The sequence below is a fragment of the Streptomyces plumbidurans genome (assembly GCF_019857225.1).
GTDB lineage: Bacteria > Actinomycetota > Actinomycetes > Streptomycetales > Streptomycetaceae > Streptomyces > Streptomyces plumbidurans.
This window is the reverse complement of record NZ_JAFJSY010000034.1, coordinates 21,073-42,373: the sequence shown is the minus strand read 5'-3', so window position 1 is coordinate 42,373 and position 21,301 is coordinate 21,073. Positions and strand designations below refer to the sequence as shown.

Genomic DNA, 21,301 nt, shown 5'->3' with positions numbered 1-21,301 from the left:
GGGCCGTCGCGCCAGGTAATTTCACGCTACACAGGAAGGCCGGGAATTCTCGTCAGACGGGAGGCCGGCCGATGGAACTCACGATCGACGTAGCGGTGCTGCTCGCTGTCGTCGTCTTCCTGCGGGCGCGCCGAAAGCCCCTGGCCCGCACCCGCTCCGACGCGTGGCTGACCGTCTGGCTCACCCTCGCCCTCGGCGTACTGATCGCCCCGACCCCCTTCGGCCGCTGGATCCTGGACGTAGTGGGCCAACTCGTGCAGGGCGTGGCCCAATTGGACAGCCCGTGACCCCTACGCTGATCCCATGGACCCCGCCGACGGCCTTCTCGACCACCCGTACGACGTGTACCGGCGCCTGCGTGAGAGCGCGCCCGTGCATCGCATCACCGGGCCCGACGGTACGCCCGCCTGGATCGTCACGCGCTACGACGACGTCCGGGCCGCGCTCGCCGATCCGCGGCTGTCGCTGGACAAGCGGCATGCGACGGCCGGGACGTACAGGGGCTTCGCCCTGCCGCCCGCGCTCGACGCCAACCTGCTGAACATGGACCCGCCGGACCACACCCGGGTCCGCCGTCTGGTCGGCCGCGCCTTCACCCCGCGCCGGATCCAGCAACTGCGCACCCCTGTCCGGGAGGCCGCCGACCGCCTCCTCGACGCCCTCGGCACGCACGGCACCGCCGACCTGGTCGCCGCCTACGCCGCGCCCCTCCCCATCACCGTCATCTGCGACCTGCTCGGCATCCCGGACAGCCACCGCAGGGACTTCCGGGAGTGGACCGACACGCTCATCACGCCGGATCCGGCACGGCCGGGCGCCGCCAGGGAGGCGGTCGCGGCCATGCTCGGCTTCTTCACCGACCTGCTGGCCGCCAAGCGCGCCGCGCCCGCCGACGACCTGCTCTCCGACCTGATCGCCGTACGCGACGAGGGCGACCGGCTCAGCGAGGACGAGCTGATGTCCCTCGCCTTCCTCATCCTCTTCGCCGGGTACGAGAACACGGTCCAGCTCATCGGCAACTCCGTGCTCGCCCTGCTCCAGCACCCCGAACAGCTCGCCGCCGTCCGCGAGGACCCCGCACAACTCGCGGGCGCCGTGGAGGAGTTCATCCGCTACGAGGGCCCCGCCCTGTTCGCCATCCGGCGCTTCCCGGTCGAGGACGTCACCATCGCCGGTGTCACCGTCCCGGCCGGCGAGACGGTCTGGGTCTCCCCGTCCGCCGCCAACCGCGACCCGGCCCGCTTCCCCGAGCCCGACCGCCTCGACCTCACCCGCGACGCCTCCGGCCATCTCGCCCTCGGCCACGGCATCCACTACTGCCTCGGCGCACCACTCGCCCGCGCCGAGACGGAGATCGCGCTCGCCGCCCTCCTCGAACGCTTCCCCGAACTCGCCCTCGGTGAGGGAGAGCTGCAATGGCGCCGCTCGCTGCGCGCCCGTGGCCTGGTCGCGCTTCCGGTGACGTACGCACAAAAAAGTTTCTGAGACAGCGATGAGTTCTGCCCCTCCGGCCGGTCACCACCCCCGACGGACCGTTGCACAGGAGGGGCCATGTCGCTTCCGGAGATCGTGTCGCGCGAGCAGTGGCGCGCGGCACGCGAGGAGTTGCTCGTCAAGGAGAAGGCGGCCACGCGCGCGCGTGACGCGTTGAACGCCGAGCGGCGCAGGCTGCCCATGGTCGAGGTCGACCAGGAGTACGTCTTCGAGGGCGGCGACGGCAAGGCCACCCTGCCGGACCTGTTCGAGGGCCGGCCGCAGCTGGTCGTCCACCACTTCATGTTCGCGCCCGAGTGGGACGCCGGCTGCCGCTGCTGTTCGGCATTTCTCGACCAGATCGGGCATCTGGCCCATCTCAAGGCCCGGGGGACCACGTTCGCGGCCGTCTCCCGGACGCCGTACACCAAGATCCTTCCGTTCAAGGCGCGGATGGGCTGGGCGGTGCCCTGGTACTCGTCGAACGGCACCGACTTCAACCGCGACTTCGGCGTGACCCTCGAGCGTGACGGGGAGTGGGTCGAGCGGCCCGCCGTCAGCTGCTTCCTGCGGGACGGCGAGCGCGTCTTCCACACCTACTCGACGTACGACCGCGGCCTCGACGGACTCGGCTCGACCACCAGTCTCCTGGACCTGACGGCGCTGGGCCGGCAGGAGGAGTGGGAGCGACCGGAGGGGCGTGCGACGGCTCTTGGGGCGCCTGCGGGCGGTGTGCGCATGCGTTATCACGACGAGTACGAGGAATGAAACAGAAAGTAGTCAGAAGTCGACCTGGATCTTCAATGAGTGACCGGACCTTCACACTCCGCGCTGAACAAGTGTCAACTACGTCTCAGTACGGCAACTGAGCGAGGCGATGGACCCCTCCTGGGCGTTAACTCCTACAGGACAACGTTCTGGAGGTGCGAGATGGTGAACGGGCGAACAGTGCTCGAACGCTTTCCCGCAGGTGGGCCGCGAGGCTCGTGGCCGGCGGAAGAGTTCGCGCATGCGCGACGAGAGGAAGGGCTGCCCGCGGAGGTCGTCATGGACCTCGCGACGGACATGTTCCTGGTGATCGTGCGCAGCGACAAGAACGCGGACGTGGTCGCCTGAGGCGCTCTCAGCCCGCCTTCGGGGCGGGCACGGGCGCCCTGAACTGCTCGGCCTGGAGCGAGTACAGCTCCGCGTAGATGCCACCGCTCGCCAGCAGTTCGTCCGGGGTGCCGGACTCCGCGAGACGGCCCCGGTCCAGGACGTGAACCAGATCCGCGTGCCGCACGGACGCCAGCCGGTGAGTGATGAGGATCACTGTCTGACCGGCCGAGGCCAGCGCCCGGATCTTCTCGAAGACCTCCAGCTCGGCCCGGGCGTCCAGGGCCGCCGTCGGCTCGTCCACGACCAGGATCCGGCCCCGCCGGTAGGCCGCCCGCGCGATGCCGAGCCGCTGCCACTGCCCGCCGGACAGCTCGTGGCCACCGCTGAAGTTCCTGGCCAGCAGGGTGTCCAGACCGCGCGGCAGGTTCTCCACCACCCCCTCCGCCCCGGCCTCGGTGAGCGAGGTGGCCATGCGTTCCTCGGTCAGGGGCGCCGACGAGCGGCCGACGGCGACATTGACCCGGGCCGTGAACGGCCAGCGCTTGAAGTCCTGGGCGAGCATCGCGACCCGCTCCGCGAGCTGGTGGCGGTCCGCGGTCGCCGCGTCGACCCCGTCCCACATGATCCGGCCCGCGTCCGGCGTGTACAGGCCGGCGAGCAGCTTGATCAGGGTCGTCTTGCCGGAGCCGTTCTCGCCGACCAGCGCCACGATCCCGCCGAGCGGCACGGTGAGCGTCACATCGTCGAGGGCGGGACGGGAGGACTCGCCCGGATAGCTGAAGGTGACGTTCTCGAACCGGATCTCCCGCGGCTGCTCCGGCAGCGGGTCGCCGCCCACCGGGATCGCCCGTTCGGCCGCCTCCGCGTAAAGTTTCTGAAGATCGCCGACGAAGAGCGCCTCCTCGTGCAGCGCGTTGATCTCCAGGACCAGGCTGTCCAGGCTGGAGGAGCCGGTGCGGATCGCGATCACCGCCGTCCCCGCCACCGACAGCGCCATCGCCCCGCTCAGCAGCAGCCCGCCGAGCGTCGCGTACGTCGCCACGGTCGCAAGGCCCGTCCAGGCCGACGCGATCAGTCCGGTGCGCGCCGCGAGCCGGGCCAGCCGGGCCTGCTCCGCCTCCGCGGCCTCCGACATCGCGCGGAAATGGCGCAGCAGGAAGGGCCCGACCCCGTGCACCCGGATCTCCGGAGCGGCGGCGGGCTCGGTGAGCAGCCCGCTGATCAGATGCCCGGCACGCGCGTGCTGCACCCAGATGTGGAAGGACTCGTAGCGCCGCCGGGCGTTCGTCAGCGCGCTCCACGCGCTGGGCAGCGTCATCGTCGCGAGCAGCGGGAGCAGCGCCGGGTGCAGCACGGTCAGCACGCTCGCCGCCGCGATCAGCGAGATCATCGCGTTCACCACGCGCGTGGCGTACGAGATCATCCGCCGGGCCGAGGTGGCGCCGTACTGCGCGGTGTCCAGCAGCTTGTGGAAGGCGTGGTCCTCGATCGCGGCCAGTTCCACGGCCGCCGCCCGCTCCAGATACAGCTCCGTGGCCACCCGCTCCACCTTGGGCTCGAGCCGCCCGGTGGCATACGTCGACGCGGCCCGCAGCAGTGTCCCGACCAGCATGACGACGGCCATGGCGACCAGCGCGGGCACGGCGCCGTGCAGCCGGTCCTCGATCGCCCCGCCGGTGATCAGCCGGCCCAGCACGCTGTTGACCGCGAGCAGGCTCACCGCCTGGGCCAGGCCCCGGCCGATCTCGGCGGCCAGCACGATCCGCGCCGCCTTCCGGTCGGCCTGCCAGGCCAGCTCGCAGCTCGACCCCAGCAGGGCCGGCAGCCGGGTCACCATGGCCCGGAAGCCCAGTTCGAGGAAGGCGTCCCGGTGCTGGTTCCAGCCCATGTCGTAGCGCAGGGGACCGCCGAAGAGCAGCTGCTCCGATTCGGAGACCTCCGGCGTGGTCCTGCCGCCGCGCTTTCGCCGCCCGCCCTGTGATTCCGTCACCGCCGGCCCCCCCCGATCCTCGTCGACGAACGGCCACTATCGCCGGGTCGGGACCCTCGGGGGAGAGCGCATGTCGAAAGGGGTGAGCGCGCGGGCGCACGCCTCGGGGCGCCCGGTGTACACGCGATCGCGGTCTACGCGACGGCCGGCCGGGACCAGGTCGGGGTCGTCCCGGTCACCAGGCACAGGGCCAGATACAGCGGGATCGGCGGGGTGTACGGCACCGTACCGGTCGGCCGGTGGATGAGATCGGGGACCGCCGGGGCGTCCGGAACGACCGCCCCGGCGGCGTACTGCGTGGGCGCCGGCCACTCCAGTGCGTAGTCGGAGTCGGACGGGACGAGCCACCACCAGTGCGTGTCATCGGCGTACACACACCCCACACGTGGCAGCCGCGGCAGCACCAGTGGGCCGAGACGGGCGGGTATCTCCACCGCGTCGCAGCCCAGCGGGGCCGTCATGCCGTCAGGCACCTGCAGCCGCCGGGGCGTACCCGGCGTGTGCAGCCCGCGCCGCATCCGGACGAGCGTGTCCAGGCTCAGCACCTGGCGGCCGGACCCTGCCCTCACCGCCATGTGCCTCCTGTCCCGTGCCGTCCGTGTGCGTCCGTCCCGTCCTCGTCCCCCGGGCCGGCCGGGCCCGGCTTGGGGCGGGCTCCCCAGCCCAGGTCGTTGCAGGGCCCGCAGTCGTGGCCCGGAGTGTGGGCCGGTACGGCCTTGCGCGGCAGTTCCGCCCAGACCAGCAGTCCCGGGCCGTTCTCGTGCGCGCCCCACGCCTCGCAGAGCGCGTCGATGAGGAGCAGTCCCCTCCCGTGCTCCTCCTCGGGCCGCGCGGGCGAGGGATGGGGTTCGCCCGGTGCGCAGCCCTGGTCACGCACGGTTATGCGGACCTGTTCGTGGCCGTCGTGCAGCTCGCAGACTATGTGGCTGCTCGCCGTGTGCACGAGGGCGTTGGTGACCAGCTCGGAGATCACCAGTGCGGCGGTGTCGCAGACGTCCTCGCACACCGACCACACGTTCAGCCGGGCCCTCGTCAGGCGTCTGGCCTGCGCTGGAGAGCCCGGGTGTGCGGCCAGCTCGAAACGGAACCGGCGCTCGGCGGCCGCCCGGTCGGGCGCCACCCCCGCGGCGGTACCGAGACCGGGCAGGCGGCCTGCGGCAGCGTCTGTTCCTAAGGGCGCGGACGGAATCACGCTTGCCACTATCGCCCCGGCGTGAACACTTGGCAAGTGTCACTATGAAAAATGCAGAGTGCTGTGTGACGCGGAGAAATGCCGTGGCACACTGCTCGCAACAGCATCTTGAGCGGCGCCAGTTGGGATCGACGGAGATCCGTACAGATCTTCGAATAGGTCTTCGCATGGCGCCGTATGGCTGTAGGCATGCTGGTGCGGCAGGCCCAGGCCCTGGTGGCCGCCCTGTCGCCGACGACAGGGACGTACGCGACGTGGTGGAGGTGGAGCGTGAGTGAACCGCGGTCCGCGCCGACGGTCGGCCAAGTCGTCCTCGGGCGCCGTCTGCTGGATCTGCGGGAGCGTGCGGGTCTCAAACGCGAGGAGGCCGCCCGCATCCTGCGCGTCGCCCCCGCGACGGTCCGCCGCATGGAGATGGCGGAGGTCTCCCTCAAGATCCCGTACCTGCAACTGCTGTTGAAGTCCTACGGCGTCTCGGACGAGGAGGCCGAGGCCTTCGTGCAACTGGCCGAGGAGGCCAACAGACCCGGCTGGTGGCAGCGGTTTCACGACATTCTGCCGGGCTGGTTCTCCATGTACGTCAGCCTGGAGGGGGCGGCCGCCCTCATCCGCTCCTACGACCCGCACTTCGTGCCTGGCCTGCTGCAGACCGAGGGCTACGCGCGCGGAGTGCTCAGGTCGGGTGCGATCGGTCAGACCAGGCCGGAAGACATCGAGCGTCACGTCGCCCTGCGCATACAACGCCAGGAACTGCTCACCCGCCAGGGCGCGCCCCGTTTCTGGGCCGTCATGGACGAGACCGCACTGCGCCGCCCGGTGGGCGGCCCGGAGGTGATGCGTGCGCAGATCGACAGACTGCTCGAGGCATCGAAGCTGCCCAACGTGACGCTGCAGGTCGCGCCCTTCACCAACGGGCCGCACCCCGGCACGTTCGGGCCCTTCGTGCTGTTCCGATTTGCCATGTCAGAACTGCCGGACATGGTCTACAGCGAGTACCTGACCGGCGCGGTCTATCTCGACGCGCGTTCCGAGGTGGCGACCCACCTCGAGGTCATGGACCGCATGGCGGCGCAGGCCGCTACGGCACATCGCACGAAGGAGATCCTCCGGGATCTCCGCAAGGAGTTGTGAATGGATCGCATCAAGCCGCGCAAACACGTCTACAACGGCATGCCCGCGCGGGAGTTGGGCAGCGAGGGCTGGCACAAGCCGTGGAGCGGCGGCAACGGCGGGAACTGCCTGGAGGCGATGAAGCTCGCCGACGGCCGGATCGCCGTCCGGCAGTCCACCGACCCGGACGGCCCGGCGCTGATCTACACCACCGACGAGATGACGGCCTTCATCGAGGGCGCCAAGGCGGGTGAGGCCGACTTCCTGCTGTCGTGAGCCCCACTTTTCAGCTTCTGATGTTCCGTCACATCCACCTACACCTTTGATCCCTCCCCTGATCACCCTTGATTCGGCAGTGAGTTGAGCTTGATTGCGGCAGTCACTTTTGGAGTACGTCATGCATAGACAGGAGCAGACCTCGCAGGCGATCGGCGCGAGCAGGCACCGGCTCACCACGGCTGGCCGGAAGTAAGGGGCCCCCGCCTCGTTTCCTGTGCAGGCCCTGCCCCCCGGTGCTCCTCGGGCGGCAGGGCCTTGGCCGGTCCGCGCTACACCGTCATCGGGCGGTCGTACGGCCCGATCGGCGACGGCAGCTGCGAACTGCCGGTCAGATAGCCGTCGACGGCCGCCGCGACCGCCCGCCCCTCCGCGATCGCCCACACGATCAGCGACTGCCCGCGTGCCGCGTCCCCGGCCGCGAACACGCCGGGCACGTTCGTCGCGAAGGAGGCGTCGCGGGTGATCGTGCCGCGCGGATCCATCGCCAGGCCCAACTGGTCGACGAGACCGTCCCCGCGATCGGGTCCCGAGAAGCCGAGCGCGAGCAGCACCAGGTCGGCGGGGAGCGTCCGTTCGCTGCCCGGCAGCGGACTGCGCGCCGCGTCCACCTCGACCAGGTGCAACGACCGCACATGCCCCGCCGCGTCGCCCTCGAAGCGCAGCGTGGACGCCGCGAACAGCCGCGCGTCCGCGTCCGCCGCCGGAGCCGTCCGCAGATCGCGGGCCTCCTCGTGGGCGGCCGACATCCGGTAGGTCTTCGGGTACGTCGGCCAGGGCTCCACGTCCTCGTCGCGGTCGACGCCGGGCCTGGCGTAGATGTCCAACTGCGTGACGGACGCCGCCCCTTCGCGCACCGCCGTCCCCAGGCAGTCCGCCCCCGTGTCACCACCGCCGACGATGACGACATGCCGCCCCGCGGCGGACATCGGCGACGCCTCCAGGCCCCCTTCGCGCACCCGGTTGGCCAGCGGCAGATACTCCATCGCCTGCACCACCCCGGCCAGCTCCCGCCCCGGCACGGCCAGTTCACGCCACGCCCTGGCCCCCGTGGCGACCACCACGGCGTCGTAGCGCGACCGCAGCTCCGCCGCCCCGACATCCCGCCCGACCGCCGTCGACGTACGGAACTTCGTCCCCTCGGCCCGCATCTGCTCCAGCCGCCGGTCGAGATGGCGCTTCTCCATCTTGAACTCGGGGATGCCGTACCGCATCAGCCCGCCCAGCCGGTCGTCCTTCTCGTACACCGCGACCGTGTGCCCCGCCCGGGTCAACTGCTGCGCCGCCGCCAGCCCGGTGGGCCCCGACCCGATGACCGCGACGGTCCGCCCGGACAGCCGGTCCGGCGGCTGCGGCGGCGCGAAGCCCGACTCCCAGGCCATGTCGGCGATCGCGACCTCCACGTTCTTGATGGTGACCGCCGGCTGGTTGATGGCGAGCACACACCCCGCCTCGCACGGCGCGGGACACAACCGCCCGGTGAACTCGGGGAAGTTGTTCGTGGCGTGCAGCCGGTCGGCCGCCGCCCGCCAGTCGTCCCGGCTGACCAGGTCGTTCCACTCCGGGATCAGATTGCCGAGCGGGCACGCGTCGTGGCAGAACGGGATACCGCAGTCCATGCAGCGGTCCGCCTGCTTGCCGATGATGGGAAGCAGCGCGCCGGGAACGTAGACCTCGTGCCAGTCCCGGACCCGCTCCTCGACCGGTCTGCGGGGCCAGTCCCGGCGAGGCGTGGTCATGAATCCCCTGGGATCGGCCATGGCCGTCTTCCTTGCCTGCGCATGCCCTCTTCCGGTCACGATACGACTCCCGGGCCACCCCCGCAGAGGGGCTGGACAGCGCTCGCGCCCGCCCTTGCCTAGCCCCTCCCCGGACGAGTGCCTGCACGGACTCTCACGTGAGTGCCAGCACGTACGCGATCGCCGATCCGGCCGAGGCGACCGTGCGGACGTGGTTCCAGAAGGTCCATTCGCGCACATACGCCGGCCAGTACGCGGCCGCCTCCGGAGTGCCCGGGTCCAGCTTGAGCAAGGCGTCGTTGCGCGGCACGTTCGCGACCATCGTCACCCCGAACGAACCGAACAGATACAGGGCGCTGCCCAGCAGCAGCTCCACCCTCCCGTCGCCCGGCCACAGCACGAACGTCACCACGGCGAGCACCGCGCACAGCACCGCCGACCCCATGAACACGAACATGAATGCCGGCATCACCGCGGTCACATTGATCGCGTTCATCGCCGCGACTCCCTGCGCGGGCGGCAACGAGGCGAGCCCCCGCATCACGAACGTCGAGAACCCGCAGAAAACCCCCGCCACCAGGCCCGTTCCGAGCACGCCCAGCACCGTCAGCCAGAGGTACGGTCCAGCGATCATGTCGTCAACTCCCGCGTCCAGCCGAGATCATCCCCGGCACCTCCCGTCACCTCAAGTGAATTGCCGTACCGGCTCGGTGACCATGGCCGAAGAACGCGCCCCCATACGCGGGCGTCCAGCACGCCCGGGCCGGGCCCGGTCCTCCGCCGCGCATGCACCGCCGACTCCGCGTCCCCCGTCCGGTACCCCTTCGTCGCCCCGCCCCTCCTCAACCCGCCTCCTCCCTCTGCCATTGCCAGCCCCGCAACACCGTCTCCACCGCCGGTCGGATCCGCCGCCGGGCCTCGTGCCGCGGCACGCCGCTCATCAGCAACTGGTCGTAAGGCGTGTCCAGATGGCGTACGGAGGCCACGACCGCCGAGATCACCGCGCCCTGTGACAGCGCGCGCCCCGCCGCGCTCCGGCCCACCCGTCCGCTGCCCCGCACCGAGGCGTGCGCCGCGACCGCCAGGGCCCGCTCCGCCGGGCACCCGGGAAACAGCCGCCGTATCTCCGCCGCGAACGCCTCCGTGAACCGCACGTCCTCCGCCGCCCGGCGCCGCGCGTCCCGCATCCGGCGTCGCCGTCGCGCCTCGGCGTCCGCGAGGCACCGCTCCTCGGCACGGGCGAGCCCCTCCTCCTCGACCAGCACGCCCTGCCGCTCGTATCGCGCCTTGCGCCGGTTGAAGCGGACGACGACCGCCGACAACGTGCTCTCCTCGCGCGACCGCCGCGTCAGCGCGGTGTCGCCGCGCGGCAGGAACACCAGATGACCGAGGTCGGCACAGTCGAGACACCGAGGCACCCCGTCCTCGAGCACGAGCAGCGCCAACGGCCCCGCGTGACACTCCGTGCACATCCGTCTCTTGAGCGGCTGGAAGACGAGAAGCCCGGTACGGGCCGCGGAAGTTGCGAGACGTGCCATGAATGGTTCATTCCCCCTGACCGGACTTTGGATCACCCCGATGCCTCGCCCTGTACCTTTCCTGTCCCGGGCATGCCGTCTGTGCATCCCGTCCGGCGGTCGGCGCATGATGGCCGTGTGCGACTGGAAGCGATCACGTGGGACCGGCTCGGCGACCTCATCGCCGAGCGCCTGCTCGACCTCGAACCGGCCGACGGCAGCCCCTGGCCCCGTGTCGCCTTCGACGGCGCCCCGGCGGCCGACCCGGGAGCCCTCGCCGAGCGCGTCGCCGAGGCCCTGCGCATACGCGGCCGCCCGTCCCTGACCGTGGCCGCCGAGGGTTTCCTGCGCCCCGCCTCGGTCCGGCTGCAGTACGGCCGCCACGACATCGACGCCTATTACGACGGCCGGCTGGACACCGGTGCCCTGTGGCGCGAGGTCTTCGGCCACCTCGAACCCGGCGGCGACGGACGTGTCCTGCCGGACCTGTGGGACCCGGTCACCGACCGCGCCACCCGCAGCCCCTACGTCCAACTCCCGCCCGGCGGCTTCCTGTTGCTGCATGGCCCCCTCCTCCTGCGGCACTGGTTCCCCTTCGACCTGACCGTCCATGTCCTCCTCTCGTCCGGCGCCCTGCACCGGCGCACCCCGGAGGCCGAGCACTGGACCCTCCCCGCCTTCGAGCGGTACGAGGACGAGACCGACCCGGCGGGCACGGCGGACGTCCTCGTGCGCGCCGACGACCCGCGCCGACCGGCGTGGCGGGGGTGATCGCCGGGAGCGGTCGCCGCACACCGCTTTTATATGCGTGTGCATGTAGTTAGGCTGTCCCCATGACGACCTCCCCGAGCGATCCGATTTCTTTCACCGACGCCGTCCGTGCCCTGCTCGACGGCAAGAACTTCGCCAGCGTCGCCACCCTCGGCCCCGACGGCGCCCCGCAGAACTCGGTGGTCTGGATCAAGCGCGACGGCGACACCGTGCTCTTCTCCTCCACCGACGGACGCCAGAAGGTGCGCAACCTCCGCCGCGACCCCCGCGTGAGCCTCTCGGTCTTCGACCTCGACGACCCCTACACCTCGGCCGAGATCCGCGGCACCGCCGAGATCCTCCCCGACGAGGGGAAGCGGCTGCCGCACGAGCTCTCGCACAAGTACCTCGGCATCGACCCGCCCGCGGAGAAGGACGACGAGGTCCGCGTCATCGTCCGCGTCGTCCCGCACAGGATCGTCGGCTTCTCGGCCTGACGCGGCACTCCGGGCGCCCGTCGCCGCGGCTTCCCGTTTCGTCTGTTACCGCACGGTTCCGGGTGCACGGGCCGGTTCGCGCCGCGAGAATGTAGGGCGCCGGGACTAGCGGTGCGTTCCGCGCCGCGCCGGCCGTCCGGCACCGGGAGGTACTCCATGACCACTGCCGGAGACATCATGCACCGTGGCGCCCAGTGGATCCCCGCTCACGAGACGCTGGACCGCGCGGCCCAGCTGATGCGCGAGCTGAACGTCGGAGCCCTGCCCATCAGCGACGAGAACGAGCGGCTGTGCGGCATTCTCACCGATCGCGACATCGTCATCGGCTGCGTGGCCATGGGCCACGACCCGGCCAGGATCACCGCGGGCGAGATGGCCCACGGCACCCCGCGCTGGATCGAGTCGGGCGCCGATGTGGGCGACGTGCTCCGGGAGATGCAGGACCACCAGATCCGCCGGCTGCCCGTCATCGAGAACAAGCGGCTGGTGGGCATGATCAGCGAGGCCGACCTGGCCCAGCATCTGACGGAGGACCAGATCGCCGACTTCGCCCACAGCGTCTACGCCAGGTCGGCGACGAGCTGACCGGTCCGGCGAGGCACGTCACAGCCAGCCGTTGCGCCTGAAGCCGCGGTGCAGAACCAGACACGCGATGGATATGACGCCGAGGACGAGGGGGTAGCCGAACGTCCAGTGCAGTTCCGGCATGTGATCGAAGTTCATGCCGTACACACCGCACACCATCGTCGGTACGGCGATCACCGCGGCCCAGGCCGTGATCTTGCGCATGTCCTCGTTCTGCGCGACCGTGACCTGCGCGAGATGGGCCTGAAGGATCGAGTTGAGCAGTTCGTCGAAGGAGGCGATCTGCTCCTTCGCCCGCATCAAATGGTCGAGGACGTCCCTGAAGTAGGCCTGTATCTCCGGGGGCACCACCCGGATCGGCCGGGTCGCGAGATCCTCGACCGGGCGGCCCAGCGGCACGACGGCCCGCTTCAGCTCGAGGAGTTCGCGCTTCAACTGGTAGATCCGGCCCGGGTCTGCCCGCGCGCCGTTCTCCGCGAACACATCCATCTCCACCTGGTCGATGTCCGCCTGAACCGAGTCGGTGACCTGCAGATAGTCGTCGACCACATGGTCCGCGATCGCGTGCAGCACCGCCGCCGGCCCCTTGGCGAGCTGAGCGGGATCGGACTCCAGCTCCTCGCGCAGCGGGCCGAGGGAGCCATGCCTGCCGTGCCGGACCGTGATCACGAAGTCCTGGCCGACGAACACCATGATCTCGCCGGTGTCGACCACCTCGCTCGTCGCCGTCAGCTCCTCGTGCTCGACGTAGCAGACGGTCTTGAACACCGCGAACAGCGTCTCGTCGTACCGCTCCAGCTTCGGGCGCTGGTGGGCCTCGATCGCGTCCTCGACCGCCAGCGGGTGCAGGTCGAAGAGCTCGGCGATGCCCGCGAACTCCTGGTCCGTCGGCTCGTGCAGCCCCAGCCACACGAACCCGTCGCCGTGCTTGCGCACGCGCTCCACGGCGTCGACCAGGTCGCTGCCGCCCGGCACCCGCTCGCCCTCCCGGTAGGTCACGCAGTTCACCACGGAGGAGCCCAGAGGGGAACGGGCCGGGTGACTCAGGTCGACGCGAGGGCGTCGCCGGGCCAGCCGTGCCACCGTGCGGAGGCCGCCGACCCTGCTGAGGTGCGTGACCTTCCGCAGATTCCCTGCCATGGACATCTGGATCTCCTTGCGTGGATCTCCGGGCTCGAAGCGCGGTCGGCAGCCCGCCTCGGTGGTGAGCTGCCTGGGTGTGCCTTGGTGCCTTGTTTGCCTTGGCGCGTCAGTTTGCCAGGTCTGCGTAATTGGCGATTGGGCCTGTGGAAGCACTGCATTCCGCTTGGTTCCCGCCTGTGGACAACTGGTTACAAGGGCGGTGGCCTGACGATGAAGGCGCGCACGGAGGCCTCCACCCTCGGGCCGGCGGGCGACTGCGATGATCGCGGCATGACGCAATCCGAGGGATATCTGCTCGACAACCAGCAGACCGAGGCGAAGGAGCGCTTCGACGCCTTCACCACCCTCTTCGACCCCACGACCTTCCGGCACCTCGAAGGGCTCGGCATCGGCTCCGGCGGCCGCTGCTGGGAGGTCGGCGCGGGCGGTACCTCGGTGGTGTCCTGGCTGGCCGAGAAGGTCGGTCCGGAGGGAGAGGTCGTCGCCACCGACATCGACACCTCCCTGCTCGCCTCCGCGGCCCGCCCGCCGGTGACCGTGCTCGTCCATGACGTGGGCGCCGACGAACCGCCGGGTGAGGGCTTCGACCTGGTGCATGCCCGGCTCGTCCTGGTCCATGTGCCGGACCGCGAAAGAGCTCTGCGGTTTATGATCGAGGCCCTGCGCCCCGGCGGCATGCTCCTGATCGAGGACGCCGACCCCGCCCTGCAGCCCCTGGTCTGCCCCGACGAGCACGGCCCCGAGGAACAGCTCGCCAACCGCCTGCGCCACGGCTTCCGTCGCCTGCTCGCCGACCGGGGCGCCGACCTCTCCTACGGCCGCCGCCTTCCGCGCCTGCTGCGCGAGGCCGGCCTGCAGGACGTGGAGGCGGACGCGTACTTCCCGCTCACCTCCGCGGCCTGCGCCGCCCTGGAGTCGGCCACCGTCCGGCAGATCCGCGAACGCCTCGTCGCCGCGGGGATCGCGACGAACGAGGAGGTCGACCGTCATCTGGCGAATGTCGCGGCCGGAGGGATGGACCTGGCCACGGCCCCGATGATCTCCGCGTGGGGACGCAAGGCGTAGCGGCGGGCTCCGGGGGTTTCGTACCGCCGGACCCTTGCGGCCCGCGGACGATCGCACCAGCCTGAAAACATGACGGACAACACGGCACGTCTCGACCATGTCGTCCTGTGGGTGCAGGACCCACTCGCCGCGGCCGACTTCTACGAGAAGGCGGTCGGGCTGCGGCCCCTGAGGATCACCGAGTACGCGGCGGGCGAGGTCTCCTTCCCCTCGGTACGGCTCAACGACGAGACCATCCTCGACCTCATGCCCCACTCCATGGCACAGGGCATGAAGATGGTGCCCGGAGCCGCCGACAGCTCGGGCCACCCGGTCAACCACATCTGCCTGGCCCTGCCCGGCGAGGAGTTCGACGCCCTGCACAGCCGCCTGCAGGAACGCACCGTCCCCGTCTCCGAGTTCTCCTACGACTCCTACGGCGCCCGCGGAATGGCCCGGCGCAGCTTCTACTTCCGCGATCCGGACGGCAACGTCTTCGAGGCCCGGCACTACGACTAGCCCTGGGCGGCGTCCGCCCACGCAAGAGGGTGCCCACGCGCGTGCGCGCGTGGGCACCCTTCGTTGCTCGCCGGGGTTCGGACGGACTGGGGCTCAGACGGGCCGTACCCCCTTCAGCACCCCGTGCGGATCGAGCACGTACTTGCGGCTGGCGCCCTGGTCGAACTCGGCGTAGCCGCGCGGTGCGTCGTCCAGACCGATCACGGTCGCGTTGACCGCCTTGGCGATGTGCACACGCCCGTGCAGGATCGCCATCATCAGCCCGCGGTGGTACTTCATCACCGGGCACTGTCCGGTCGTGAAGTGGTGGCTCTTGGCCCAGCCCAGGCCGAGCCGCACCTTCAGCGTCCCGGACTTCGCGTCCTCGTCGATCCCGCCGGGGTCGTCAGTGACGTAGAGACCGGGGATGCCGAGGGCGCCGCCCGCGCGCGTGATGCCCATCAGGGAGTTGAGCACCGTGGCGGGCGCCTCCTGAGCGTCCTTCCCGTGCGCTCGTGCTTCAAAGCCGACCGCGTCGACCGCCGCGTCCACCTCGGGCTCCCCGAGGATCTGCGCGAGCTGGTCCTCCACGGGGCCCTGCGAGACGTCGACGGTCTCGCAGCCGAAGCTGCGCGCCTGGGCGAGGCGTTCGGGGTTGAGGTCGCCGACCACGACCACGGCGGCACCCAGCAGCTGCGCGGACGCGGCCGCCGCCAGACCGACCGGGCCCGCTCCGGCGATGTACACCGTCGAGCCGACCCCGGCGCCCGAACTCACCACGCCGTGGAAGCCGGTCGGGAAGATGTCCGACAGCATGGTCAGATCGAGCAGCTTCTCGCGCGCCTCGTCCCGGTCGGGGAACTTCAGCACGTTGAAGTCCGCGTACGGGATCATGGCGTACTCGGCCTGACCGCCGACCCAGCCGCCCATGTCGACATAGCCGTAGGCCGCACCGGGGCGGGCCGGGTTGACGTTCAGGCAGATGCCGGTCTTGCGTTCCTTGCAGTTGCGGCACCGTCCGCAGGCGATGTTGAACGGTACGGAGACGATGTCGCCGACTTCGACGAACTCGACGTCCGGACCCCGTTCGACGACCTCTCCGGTGATCTCGTGCCCGAGGACCAGCCCCTCCGGTGCGGTCGTCCGCCCGCGCACCATGTGCTGGTCGCTCCCGCAGATATTGGTGGCGAGGACCTTGAGGATCACACCGTGCCGGGCCTTGCGGCCGACATTGTCCGGTGCCACCCCCGGCCCGTCCTGGAGTTCAAGCGTCGGGTAGTCGATGGTCCTGACTTCCACCGCTCCCGGCTTGAGATACGCGACTGCCCTGTTTGCGCTCATGCGTGATCGCCGTCCCTTCGGCTCCGATTCCTCGGATGCCAGTGGCTGTGCGCATGACCGAGTCTGCTACTGCCGTCCGCTCCCGGCCACCCCTGGCGCACCCCCCTCAGAACAGGGGCTCGGGGAGCACTCCCTCCAGGGCGAGCAGCTTGCGCTTCGTCTCCAGCCCGCCCCCGAACCCGCCGATGCCCCCGTCGCTCTCCACCACCCGGTGGCAGGGCACGACGACCGGCAGCGGATTGGACCCCATCGCCGTCCCGACCGCCTGGGCCGCACCCGGCTGGCCCACCCGCCCGGCCAGGTCGCCATAGCCCACGACCGCGCCGTACGGAACGCCGGAGGCCAGTTCGCGCAGCACCTGCCGGTTGAAGCCGGAGATCAGCGACCAGTCCAGCGGCAGCTCGAAGTCGCGCCGCTCGCCCGCGAAGTACGCCCGGACCTGACGTATCGCCTCGGCCAGCAGCGGTGAGTCCGGTGCCTCGACGGGCTCGGCGCCCAGCCGGGACGCGAGCCGGTCGAGCGCCTTGCCGCGCACCGGGTCGGTGGCGTGGAAGACGACGTTGACCAGGCCCTCGCGGGTCGCGGCCAGCAGCAGCGGACCGATCTCCGTGTCGAGCACCGCCCACACGACCTGCTGTTCGTACTGCCCGTGGCTGTCCATGCGCCCACCGTACGACCCGCCACTGACAACGCCCGTGCGAGCGGCGGGTTCAGGGGGTTTGCAAGGCGTCCCGGACGACGTCGGGCTTGTCGGAGATGACGCCGTCGACGCCGTACCCGGCGACCCGGCGGGCGGTGTCCGCGTCGTCGACGGTCCAGGCGAGGACGCGCAGGGGCCGGCCGTGCGGTCCCGCGACGGAGTGCACGGCGGAGACGTAGCCCCGCGAGATCGTGCCGTACGACGGATTGATCCCGTCGGTGAAGGCCGCGTAGCCGGGCAGGTCCGCTACGCCGGGCGTGCCGAGGAAGGCCGTCGTGACGGCGGGCTTCAGATCGTGGACGATCCGCAGGCTGTCCGCGCTGAAGCTCTGCACGATCAGGCGGCCGGTCAGATGCGGCCGGTCGAGCCAGCCCTCGTTGCCGAGGAGCTTCAGGATCTGCTGCTCGATGCCCGGGTACAGCTCGGGGTTCTTGATCTCCAGGACCAGCTTCTGGCGGTTGTGCTCGACGCGGCGCATGTACTGCTTCAGCGTGGGCACGCGCGTGCCGGTGAACCGCGGGCCGAACCAGCTGCCCGCGTCCAGGCGGGCGATCTCGGAGGCGGTGAAGTCCTTCACCTTCCAGGGCGCCCGCCCGGGGAAGACCTTCTTCACATCCGTGGTGCGCTGGAGGCTGTCGTCGTGGATGACCACCAGCTCGCCGTCCCGGGTGCGCTGCACGTCGTTCTCGACCCAGGAGATCCCCAGCTCGGCGGCCCTGTCGATGGCTGCGAGCGTGTTCTCGGGCGCCTGCGCCGAGGCCCCCCGGTGACCGATGACCAGCTGCCGCACACCGGTGCCGCCCGCCCTGACGGGGGAGTCCGCGTGGGCGTGGGCACCCGCCCGGGCGTCGGACCCGGGCATCAGCAGGGCGGCGGCCCCCAGGAGCGCGGTGGAGATGGCGGCGACTGCGCGCGCGTACATGCGTACCCCTCACGTCGGTTGATCACGGACAGATCAACTGTGACAGCAGAGCGTGAACGTCGCCGGGGTGCAGAATGGCCACACATCGAATGGTGTTGCCCATGACCGCTCACTGGTGCCGCACAAGTGAGGCAACGACGTGTTTCTTTGCCGGAAAATCGTTCGACCATTCCGGTGGGAGTCATACTCTCTGCCTCAACCCTGACCGCTCGGGCGGTCCTGGGAGGGGGCGTTTTCGGCGAGTTACGGGACGTAGAGGGCGGGAAGGGCAGCCGCGCATGCAAGGCACGGTCGACGGATTCACGTACGGACTCGTCACACCGGTGGTGGCCTACCTCATGGCCTCGCTCGGTGGGGCCCTCGGCCTGCGCTGCACCACCAGATCGATGCTCGTGGCGTCCTGGCGCCCCGGCTGGCTCGCCCTCGGCGCGGCGGCCATCGGCTCCGGCATATGGACCATGCACTTCGTGGCGATGATGGGCTTCACGGTCAAAGGGGCGCCCATCCACTACGACAGACCGATGACCTTCGCCAGTCTCGGGGTCGCCATAGTGATGGTGGGCGTCGGGATCTTCATCGTCGGCTACAAGGGCGCCAAGGGAACGGCCCTGTTCACCGGGGGCACGATCACCGGCCTGGGCATCGCGTCCATGCACTACCTGGGCATGGCCGGAATGCGGCTGAACGGCAAGTTCGAGTACAACACGGTGACCGTCGCCCTCTCCGTCGTCATAGCGATGTGCGCCGCGACAGCCGCACTGTGGGCGGCCGGGCAGGTCAGAGGGTTCATGTGGAGCGTCGGCGCGAGCCTCGTGATGGGGCTCGCCGTCAGCGGCATGCACTACACGGGCATGGCGGCCCTCAGCGTCCACCTCCACCACATGGGCGCCCCCGTCACCGGTGAATCTCCCGCCGCACTGCTGTGGCCCATGCTCGTCGGCCCGCTGGCGTTCCTCGTCCTCGCCGGTGCGGTCGTGATGTTCGACCCGATGCTGGTCATGGGCAAGCCCGACTGGACCCCCGTCGAGCACAAGCCGGGCGTCCCGGCGCATCCGGAGGTCCACCACACGACCCGCCGCCCACCGCTGCGCCCCGTCCGGCCCCAGGGCCGGCGCACCCCACGCACCCCGCAGAAGCGCTGACCGGACCGCGTTGTCAGTGCCGGGTCGTACGGTGGTTCCATGCGGCCCGTTTCCAGCATCGAACGCACGGTGGCGCCCTTCGAGGTCGTCAGTCCCTACCAGCCCAGCGGCGACCAGCCCCAGGCCATCGCCGACCTCGCCCGGCGCATCCGGGCGGGCGAGAAGGACGTCGTCCTGCTCGGCGCGACCGGCACCGGCAAGTCCGCCACCACCGCGTGGATGATCGAGCAGCTCCAGCGCCCCACGCTCGTCATGGCACCGAACAAGACCCTGGCAGCCCAGCTGGCGAACGAGTTCCGCGAACTCCTGCCGAACAACGCGGTGGAGTACTTCGTCTCGTACTACGACTACTACCAGCCCGAGGCCTACGTCCCGCAGTCGGACACCTACATCGAGAAGGACTCCTCGATCAACGAGGAGGTCGAGCGCCTGCGCCACTCCGCGACCAACTCGCTGCTCACCCGCCGCGACGTCGTCGTGGTCGCCTCGGTGTCCTGCATCTACGGCCTCGGCACGCCCCAGGAGTACGTCGACCGCATGGTCCCCCTCAGGGTCGGCGACGAGATCGACCGGGACCAGCTGCTGCGCCGCTTCGTCGACATCCAGTACACGCGCAACGACCTCGCGTTCAGCCGGGGCACCTTCCGCGTGCGTGGCGACACGATCGAGATCTTCCCGGTCTACGAGGAGCTGGCCGTCCGCATCGAGATGTTCGGCGACGAGATCGAGGCCCTCTCCACGCTCCACCCGGTCACCGGCGAGATCATCAGCGACGACGAGCACCTCTACGTCTTCCCGGCGTCCCACTATGTCGCGGGCCCCGAGCGCATGGAGCGGGCCGTCAACGACATCGAGAAGGAACTCGGCGAGCGCCTGGCCGAGCTGGAGAAGCAGGGCAAGCTCCTGGAGGCCCAGCGTCTGCGGATGCGTACGACCTACGACCTGGAGATGCTCCGCCAGATCGGCTCCTGCTCCGGCGTGGAGAACTACTCGATGCACTTCGACGGCCGGCTGCCGGGATCGCCGCCCAACACCCTGCTCGACTACTTCCCGGACGACTTCCTGCTGGTCATCGACGAGTCGCACAACACGGTCCCGCAGATCGGCGCCATGTACGAGGGCGACGCCTCCCGCAAGCGCACCCTCGTCGACCACGGCTTCCGGCTGCCCTCCGCCCTCGACAACCGTCCGCTGAAGTGGGAGGAGTTCCAGAAGCGCATCGGACAGACCGTCTATCTGTCGGCCACCCCGGGCAAATACGAGCTCTCGCGCGGGAACGGCGTCGTCGAGCAGATCATCCGCCCCACCGGCCTCGTCGACCCGGAGGTCGTCGTCAAGCCCACCGAGGGCCAGATCGACGACCTGGTGCACGAGATCCGCACCCGCACCGAGAAGGACGAGCGCGTCCTGGTCACCACGCTCACCAAGAAGATGGCCGAGGACCTCACGGACTACTTCCTCGAACTCGGCATCCAGGTGCGCTATCTGCACAGCGACGTCGACACCCTGCGCCGCGTCGAGCTGCTGCGCGAGCTGCGCGCGGGCGAGTTCGACGTCCTGGTCGGCATCAACCTCCTGCGCGAGGGCCTCGACCTGCCCGAGGTGTCGCTCGTGGCGATCCTCGACGCCGACAAGGAGGGCTTCCTGCGCTCGGGCACCTCTTTGATCCAGACCATCGGCCGCGCGGCGCGCAATGTCTCCGGCCAGGTCCACATGTACGCCGACAAGATGACCCCGGCGATGGAGAGGGCCATCGAGGAGACCAACCGCCGCCGGGAGAAGCAGGTCGCGTACAACAAGGAGCGGGGCATCGACCCCCAGCCGCTCCGCAAGAAGATCAACGACATCGTGGCGCAGATCGCCCGCGAGGACGTCGACACGGAACAGCTGCTCGGCTCCGGTTACCGCAAGTCGAAGGACGGCAAGGGCGCCAAGGCACCCGTGCCCGCGCTCGGCGGCAAGGCGGCCGGCGGGGCCAGGTCCGCGAAGGGCAAGGCCAAGGAGACGGTCCCGACCGACCGCCCGGCGGCCGAACTGGCCGACCAGATCGAGGAGATGACGGCACGGATGCGGGCCGCCGCCGCCGACCTCCAGTTCGAGATCGCGGCCCGGCTGCGCGACGAGATCTCCGAGATGAAGAAGGAACTGCGCCAGATGCGAGAGGCGGGCCTGGCCTGATCCTGCGGCCGTGACGTGCCGGACCTCGGTATATCCGCTATGTGTTGCAAGACCGACACAAAGTACGGGTCGGGGTACGGCACGCTCGGTGCGCCTGCGTAGGGTT

23 protein-coding genes are annotated in these 21,301 nt (G+C 70.2%); 13 read left to right on the top strand and 10 right to left on the bottom strand.

The annotated features are described in order from the left end of the window. Nucleotides 1-71: 71 nt before the first annotated feature. The 4 genes from JYK17_RS22185 to JYK17_RS22170 all read left to right on the top strand — a co-directional run bounded on the left by JYK17_RS22185 (nt 72) and on the right by JYK17_RS22170 (nt 2,589). The gene (locus JYK17_RS22185; protein WP_108013503.1) at nt 72-287 is read left to right on the top strand and encodes a hypothetical protein; all 216 of its coding nucleotides are present in this window, start codon (nt 72-74) and stop codon (nt 285-287) included. A gap of 16 nt (nt 288-303) precedes the next feature. Continuing rightward, nucleotides 304-1,485, top strand: a complete 1,182-nt coding sequence (locus JYK17_RS22180) for a cytochrome P450 family protein (protein ID WP_222811042.1) — start codon at nt 304-306, stop codon at nt 1,483-1,485. A gap of 66 nt (nt 1,486-1,551) precedes the next feature. Continuing rightward, nucleotides 1,552-2,241 carry a DUF899 domain-containing protein gene (locus JYK17_RS22175; RefSeq protein WP_128803364.1) on the top strand — a complete coding sequence of 230 codons (690 nt, stop codon included), beginning with the start codon at nt 1,552-1,554 and terminating at the stop codon, nt 2,239-2,241. A gap of 165 nt (nt 2,242-2,406) precedes the next feature. Beyond that, complete coding sequence (locus JYK17_RS22170; RefSeq protein WP_108013719.1) at nt 2,407-2,589, top strand: DUF8839 family protein; 183 nt, start codon at nt 2,407-2,409, stop codon at nt 2,587-2,589. A gap of 7 nt (nt 2,590-2,596) precedes the next feature. On the opposite strand, the gene JYK17_RS22165 is transcribed toward JYK17_RS22170, so the two are convergent. From JYK17_RS22165 to JYK17_RS22155, 3 genes are all read right to left on the bottom strand, one after another. After that, nucleotides 2,597-4,459, bottom strand: a complete 1,863-nt coding sequence (locus JYK17_RS22165) for an ABC transporter ATP-binding protein (protein WP_181362533.1) — start codon at nt 4,457-4,459, stop codon at nt 2,597-2,599. 236 nt (nt 4,460-4,695) lie between these two features. Beyond that, a complete protein-coding gene (locus JYK17_RS22160; RefSeq protein WP_108013507.1) occupies nt 4,696-5,136 on the bottom strand; it encodes a hypothetical protein in 441 nt (146 codons plus the stop codon). Further along, nucleotides 5,127-5,762: an ATP-binding protein gene (locus tag JYK17_RS22155; RefSeq protein WP_108013508.1), complete on the bottom strand. Its 636-nt coding sequence runs from the start codon at nt 5,760-5,762 to the stop codon at nt 5,127-5,129. Before JYK17_RS22155 ends, JYK17_RS22160 begins: the two co-directional genes overlap by 10 nt. Before the next feature lie 261 nt (nt 5,763-6,023). Between JYK17_RS22155 and JYK17_RS22150 the strand changes: the two genes are divergently transcribed. Together JYK17_RS22150 and JYK17_RS22145 are read left to right on the top strand one after the other, a co-directional pair. Next, a complete protein-coding gene (locus tag JYK17_RS22150) occupies nt 6,024-6,884 on the top strand; it encodes a Sco1979 family transcriptional regulator (RefSeq protein ID WP_108013509.1) in 861 nt (286 codons plus the stop codon). Next, nucleotides 6,885-7,139, top strand: coding sequence for a DUF397 domain-containing protein (locus JYK17_RS22145; protein WP_058925966.1), 255 nt, complete (start codon nt 6,885-6,887; stop codon nt 7,137-7,139). A gap of 272 nt (nt 7,140-7,411) precedes the next feature. Here the strand turns inward: JYK17_RS22145 and JYK17_RS22140 are convergent, their stop codons facing one another. The 3 genes from JYK17_RS22140 to JYK17_RS22130 all read right to left on the bottom strand — a co-directional run bounded on the left by JYK17_RS22140 (nt 7,412) and on the right by JYK17_RS22130 (nt 10,416). Beyond that, nucleotides 7,412-8,899: a glutamate synthase subunit beta gene (locus JYK17_RS22140; RefSeq protein WP_222811041.1), complete on the bottom strand. Its 1,488-nt coding sequence runs from the start codon at nt 8,897-8,899 to the stop codon at nt 7,412-7,414. A 133-nt stretch (nt 8,900-9,032) separates the two neighbouring features. Next, nucleotides 9,033-9,512 (bottom strand): anthrone oxygenase family protein, encoded by a 480-nt coding sequence (locus tag JYK17_RS22135; RefSeq protein WP_108013511.1) that lies wholly within the window; start codon nt 9,510-9,512, stop codon nt 9,033-9,035. A 208-nt stretch (nt 9,513-9,720) separates the two neighbouring features. After that, on the bottom strand, nt 9,721-10,416 hold the full coding sequence (locus JYK17_RS22130; protein ID WP_108013512.1) for a DUF2293 domain-containing protein: 696 nt from the start codon (nt 10,414-10,416) through the stop codon (nt 9,721-9,723). Between the two features lie 117 nt (nt 10,417-10,533). Between JYK17_RS22130 and JYK17_RS22125 the strand changes: the two genes are divergently transcribed. The 3 genes from JYK17_RS22125 (at nt 10,534) to JYK17_RS22115 (ending at nt 12,227) form a co-directional block, all read left to right on the top strand. Continuing rightward, nucleotides 10,534-11,166 (top strand): nucleoside/nucleotide kinase family protein, encoded by a 633-nt coding sequence (locus JYK17_RS22125; protein ID WP_108013513.1) that lies wholly within the window; start codon nt 10,534-10,536, stop codon nt 11,164-11,166. 62 nt (nt 11,167-11,228) lie between these two features. After that, the gene (locus tag JYK17_RS22120; RefSeq protein WP_128803368.1) at nt 11,229-11,642 is read left to right on the top strand and encodes a PPOX class F420-dependent oxidoreductase; all 414 of its coding nucleotides are present in this window, start codon (nt 11,229-11,231) and stop codon (nt 11,640-11,642) included. Nucleotides 11,643-11,798: 156 nt separating this feature from the next. After that, nucleotides 11,799-12,227 (top strand): CBS domain-containing protein, encoded by a 429-nt coding sequence (locus JYK17_RS22115; protein ID WP_108013514.1) that lies wholly within the window; start codon nt 11,799-11,801, stop codon nt 12,225-12,227. 18 nt (nt 12,228-12,245) lie between these two features. On the opposite strand, the gene JYK17_RS22110 is transcribed toward JYK17_RS22115, so the two are convergent. Beyond that, nucleotides 12,246-13,373 (bottom strand): magnesium and cobalt transport protein CorA, encoded by a 1,128-nt coding sequence (locus JYK17_RS22110; protein WP_108013515.1) that lies wholly within the window; start codon nt 13,371-13,373, stop codon nt 12,246-12,248. Nucleotides 13,374-13,640: 267 nt separating this feature from the next. On the opposite strand from JYK17_RS22110, the gene JYK17_RS22105 reads away from it, so the two are divergent. Together JYK17_RS22105 and JYK17_RS22100 are read left to right on the top strand one after the other, a co-directional pair. Then, nucleotides 13,641-14,435: a methyltransferase gene (locus JYK17_RS22105; protein ID WP_108013720.1), complete on the top strand. Its 795-nt coding sequence runs from the start codon at nt 13,641-13,643 to the stop codon at nt 14,433-14,435. A 69-nt stretch (nt 14,436-14,504) separates the two neighbouring features. Continuing rightward, complete coding sequence (locus JYK17_RS22100; protein WP_108013516.1) at nt 14,505-14,933, top strand: VOC family protein; 429 nt, start codon at nt 14,505-14,507, stop codon at nt 14,931-14,933. 93 nt (nt 14,934-15,026) lie between these two features. On the opposite strand, the gene fdhA is transcribed toward JYK17_RS22100, so the two are convergent. The 3 genes from fdhA to JYK17_RS22085 all read right to left on the bottom strand — a co-directional run bounded on the left by fdhA (nt 15,027) and on the right by JYK17_RS22085 (nt 17,875). Continuing rightward, the gene (gene fdhA, locus JYK17_RS22095; protein ID WP_108013517.1) at nt 15,027-16,253 is read right to left on the bottom strand and encodes a formaldehyde dehydrogenase, glutathione-independent; all 1,227 of its coding nucleotides are present in this window, start codon (nt 16,251-16,253) and stop codon (nt 15,027-15,029) included. Between the two features lie 106 nt (nt 16,254-16,359). Then, nucleotides 16,360-16,914 carry a methylated-DNA--[protein]-cysteine S-methyltransferase gene (locus tag JYK17_RS22090; RefSeq protein ID WP_108013518.1) on the bottom strand — a complete coding sequence of 185 codons (555 nt, stop codon included), beginning with the start codon at nt 16,912-16,914 and terminating at the stop codon, nt 16,360-16,362. A gap of 49 nt (nt 16,915-16,963) precedes the next feature. Continuing rightward, nucleotides 16,964-17,875, bottom strand: a complete 912-nt coding sequence (locus JYK17_RS22085; protein ID WP_108013519.1) for a glycerophosphodiester phosphodiesterase — start codon at nt 17,873-17,875, stop codon at nt 16,964-16,966. A 278-nt stretch (nt 17,876-18,153) separates the two neighbouring features. Here JYK17_RS22085 and JYK17_RS22080 point away from each other — a divergent pair, with 278 nt between their 5' ends. Together JYK17_RS22080 and uvrB are read left to right on the top strand one after the other, a co-directional pair. Then, on the top strand, nt 18,154-19,017 hold the full coding sequence (locus JYK17_RS22080) for an MHYT domain-containing protein (protein WP_128803370.1): 864 nt from the start codon (nt 18,154-18,156) through the stop codon (nt 19,015-19,017). Between the two features lie 39 nt (nt 19,018-19,056). Next, entirely contained in the window at nt 19,057-21,195 is a 2,139-nt protein-coding gene (gene uvrB, locus JYK17_RS22075; RefSeq protein WP_108013521.1) for an excinuclease ABC subunit UvrB, read from the top strand. Nucleotides 21,196-21,301: the final 106 nt, after the last annotated feature.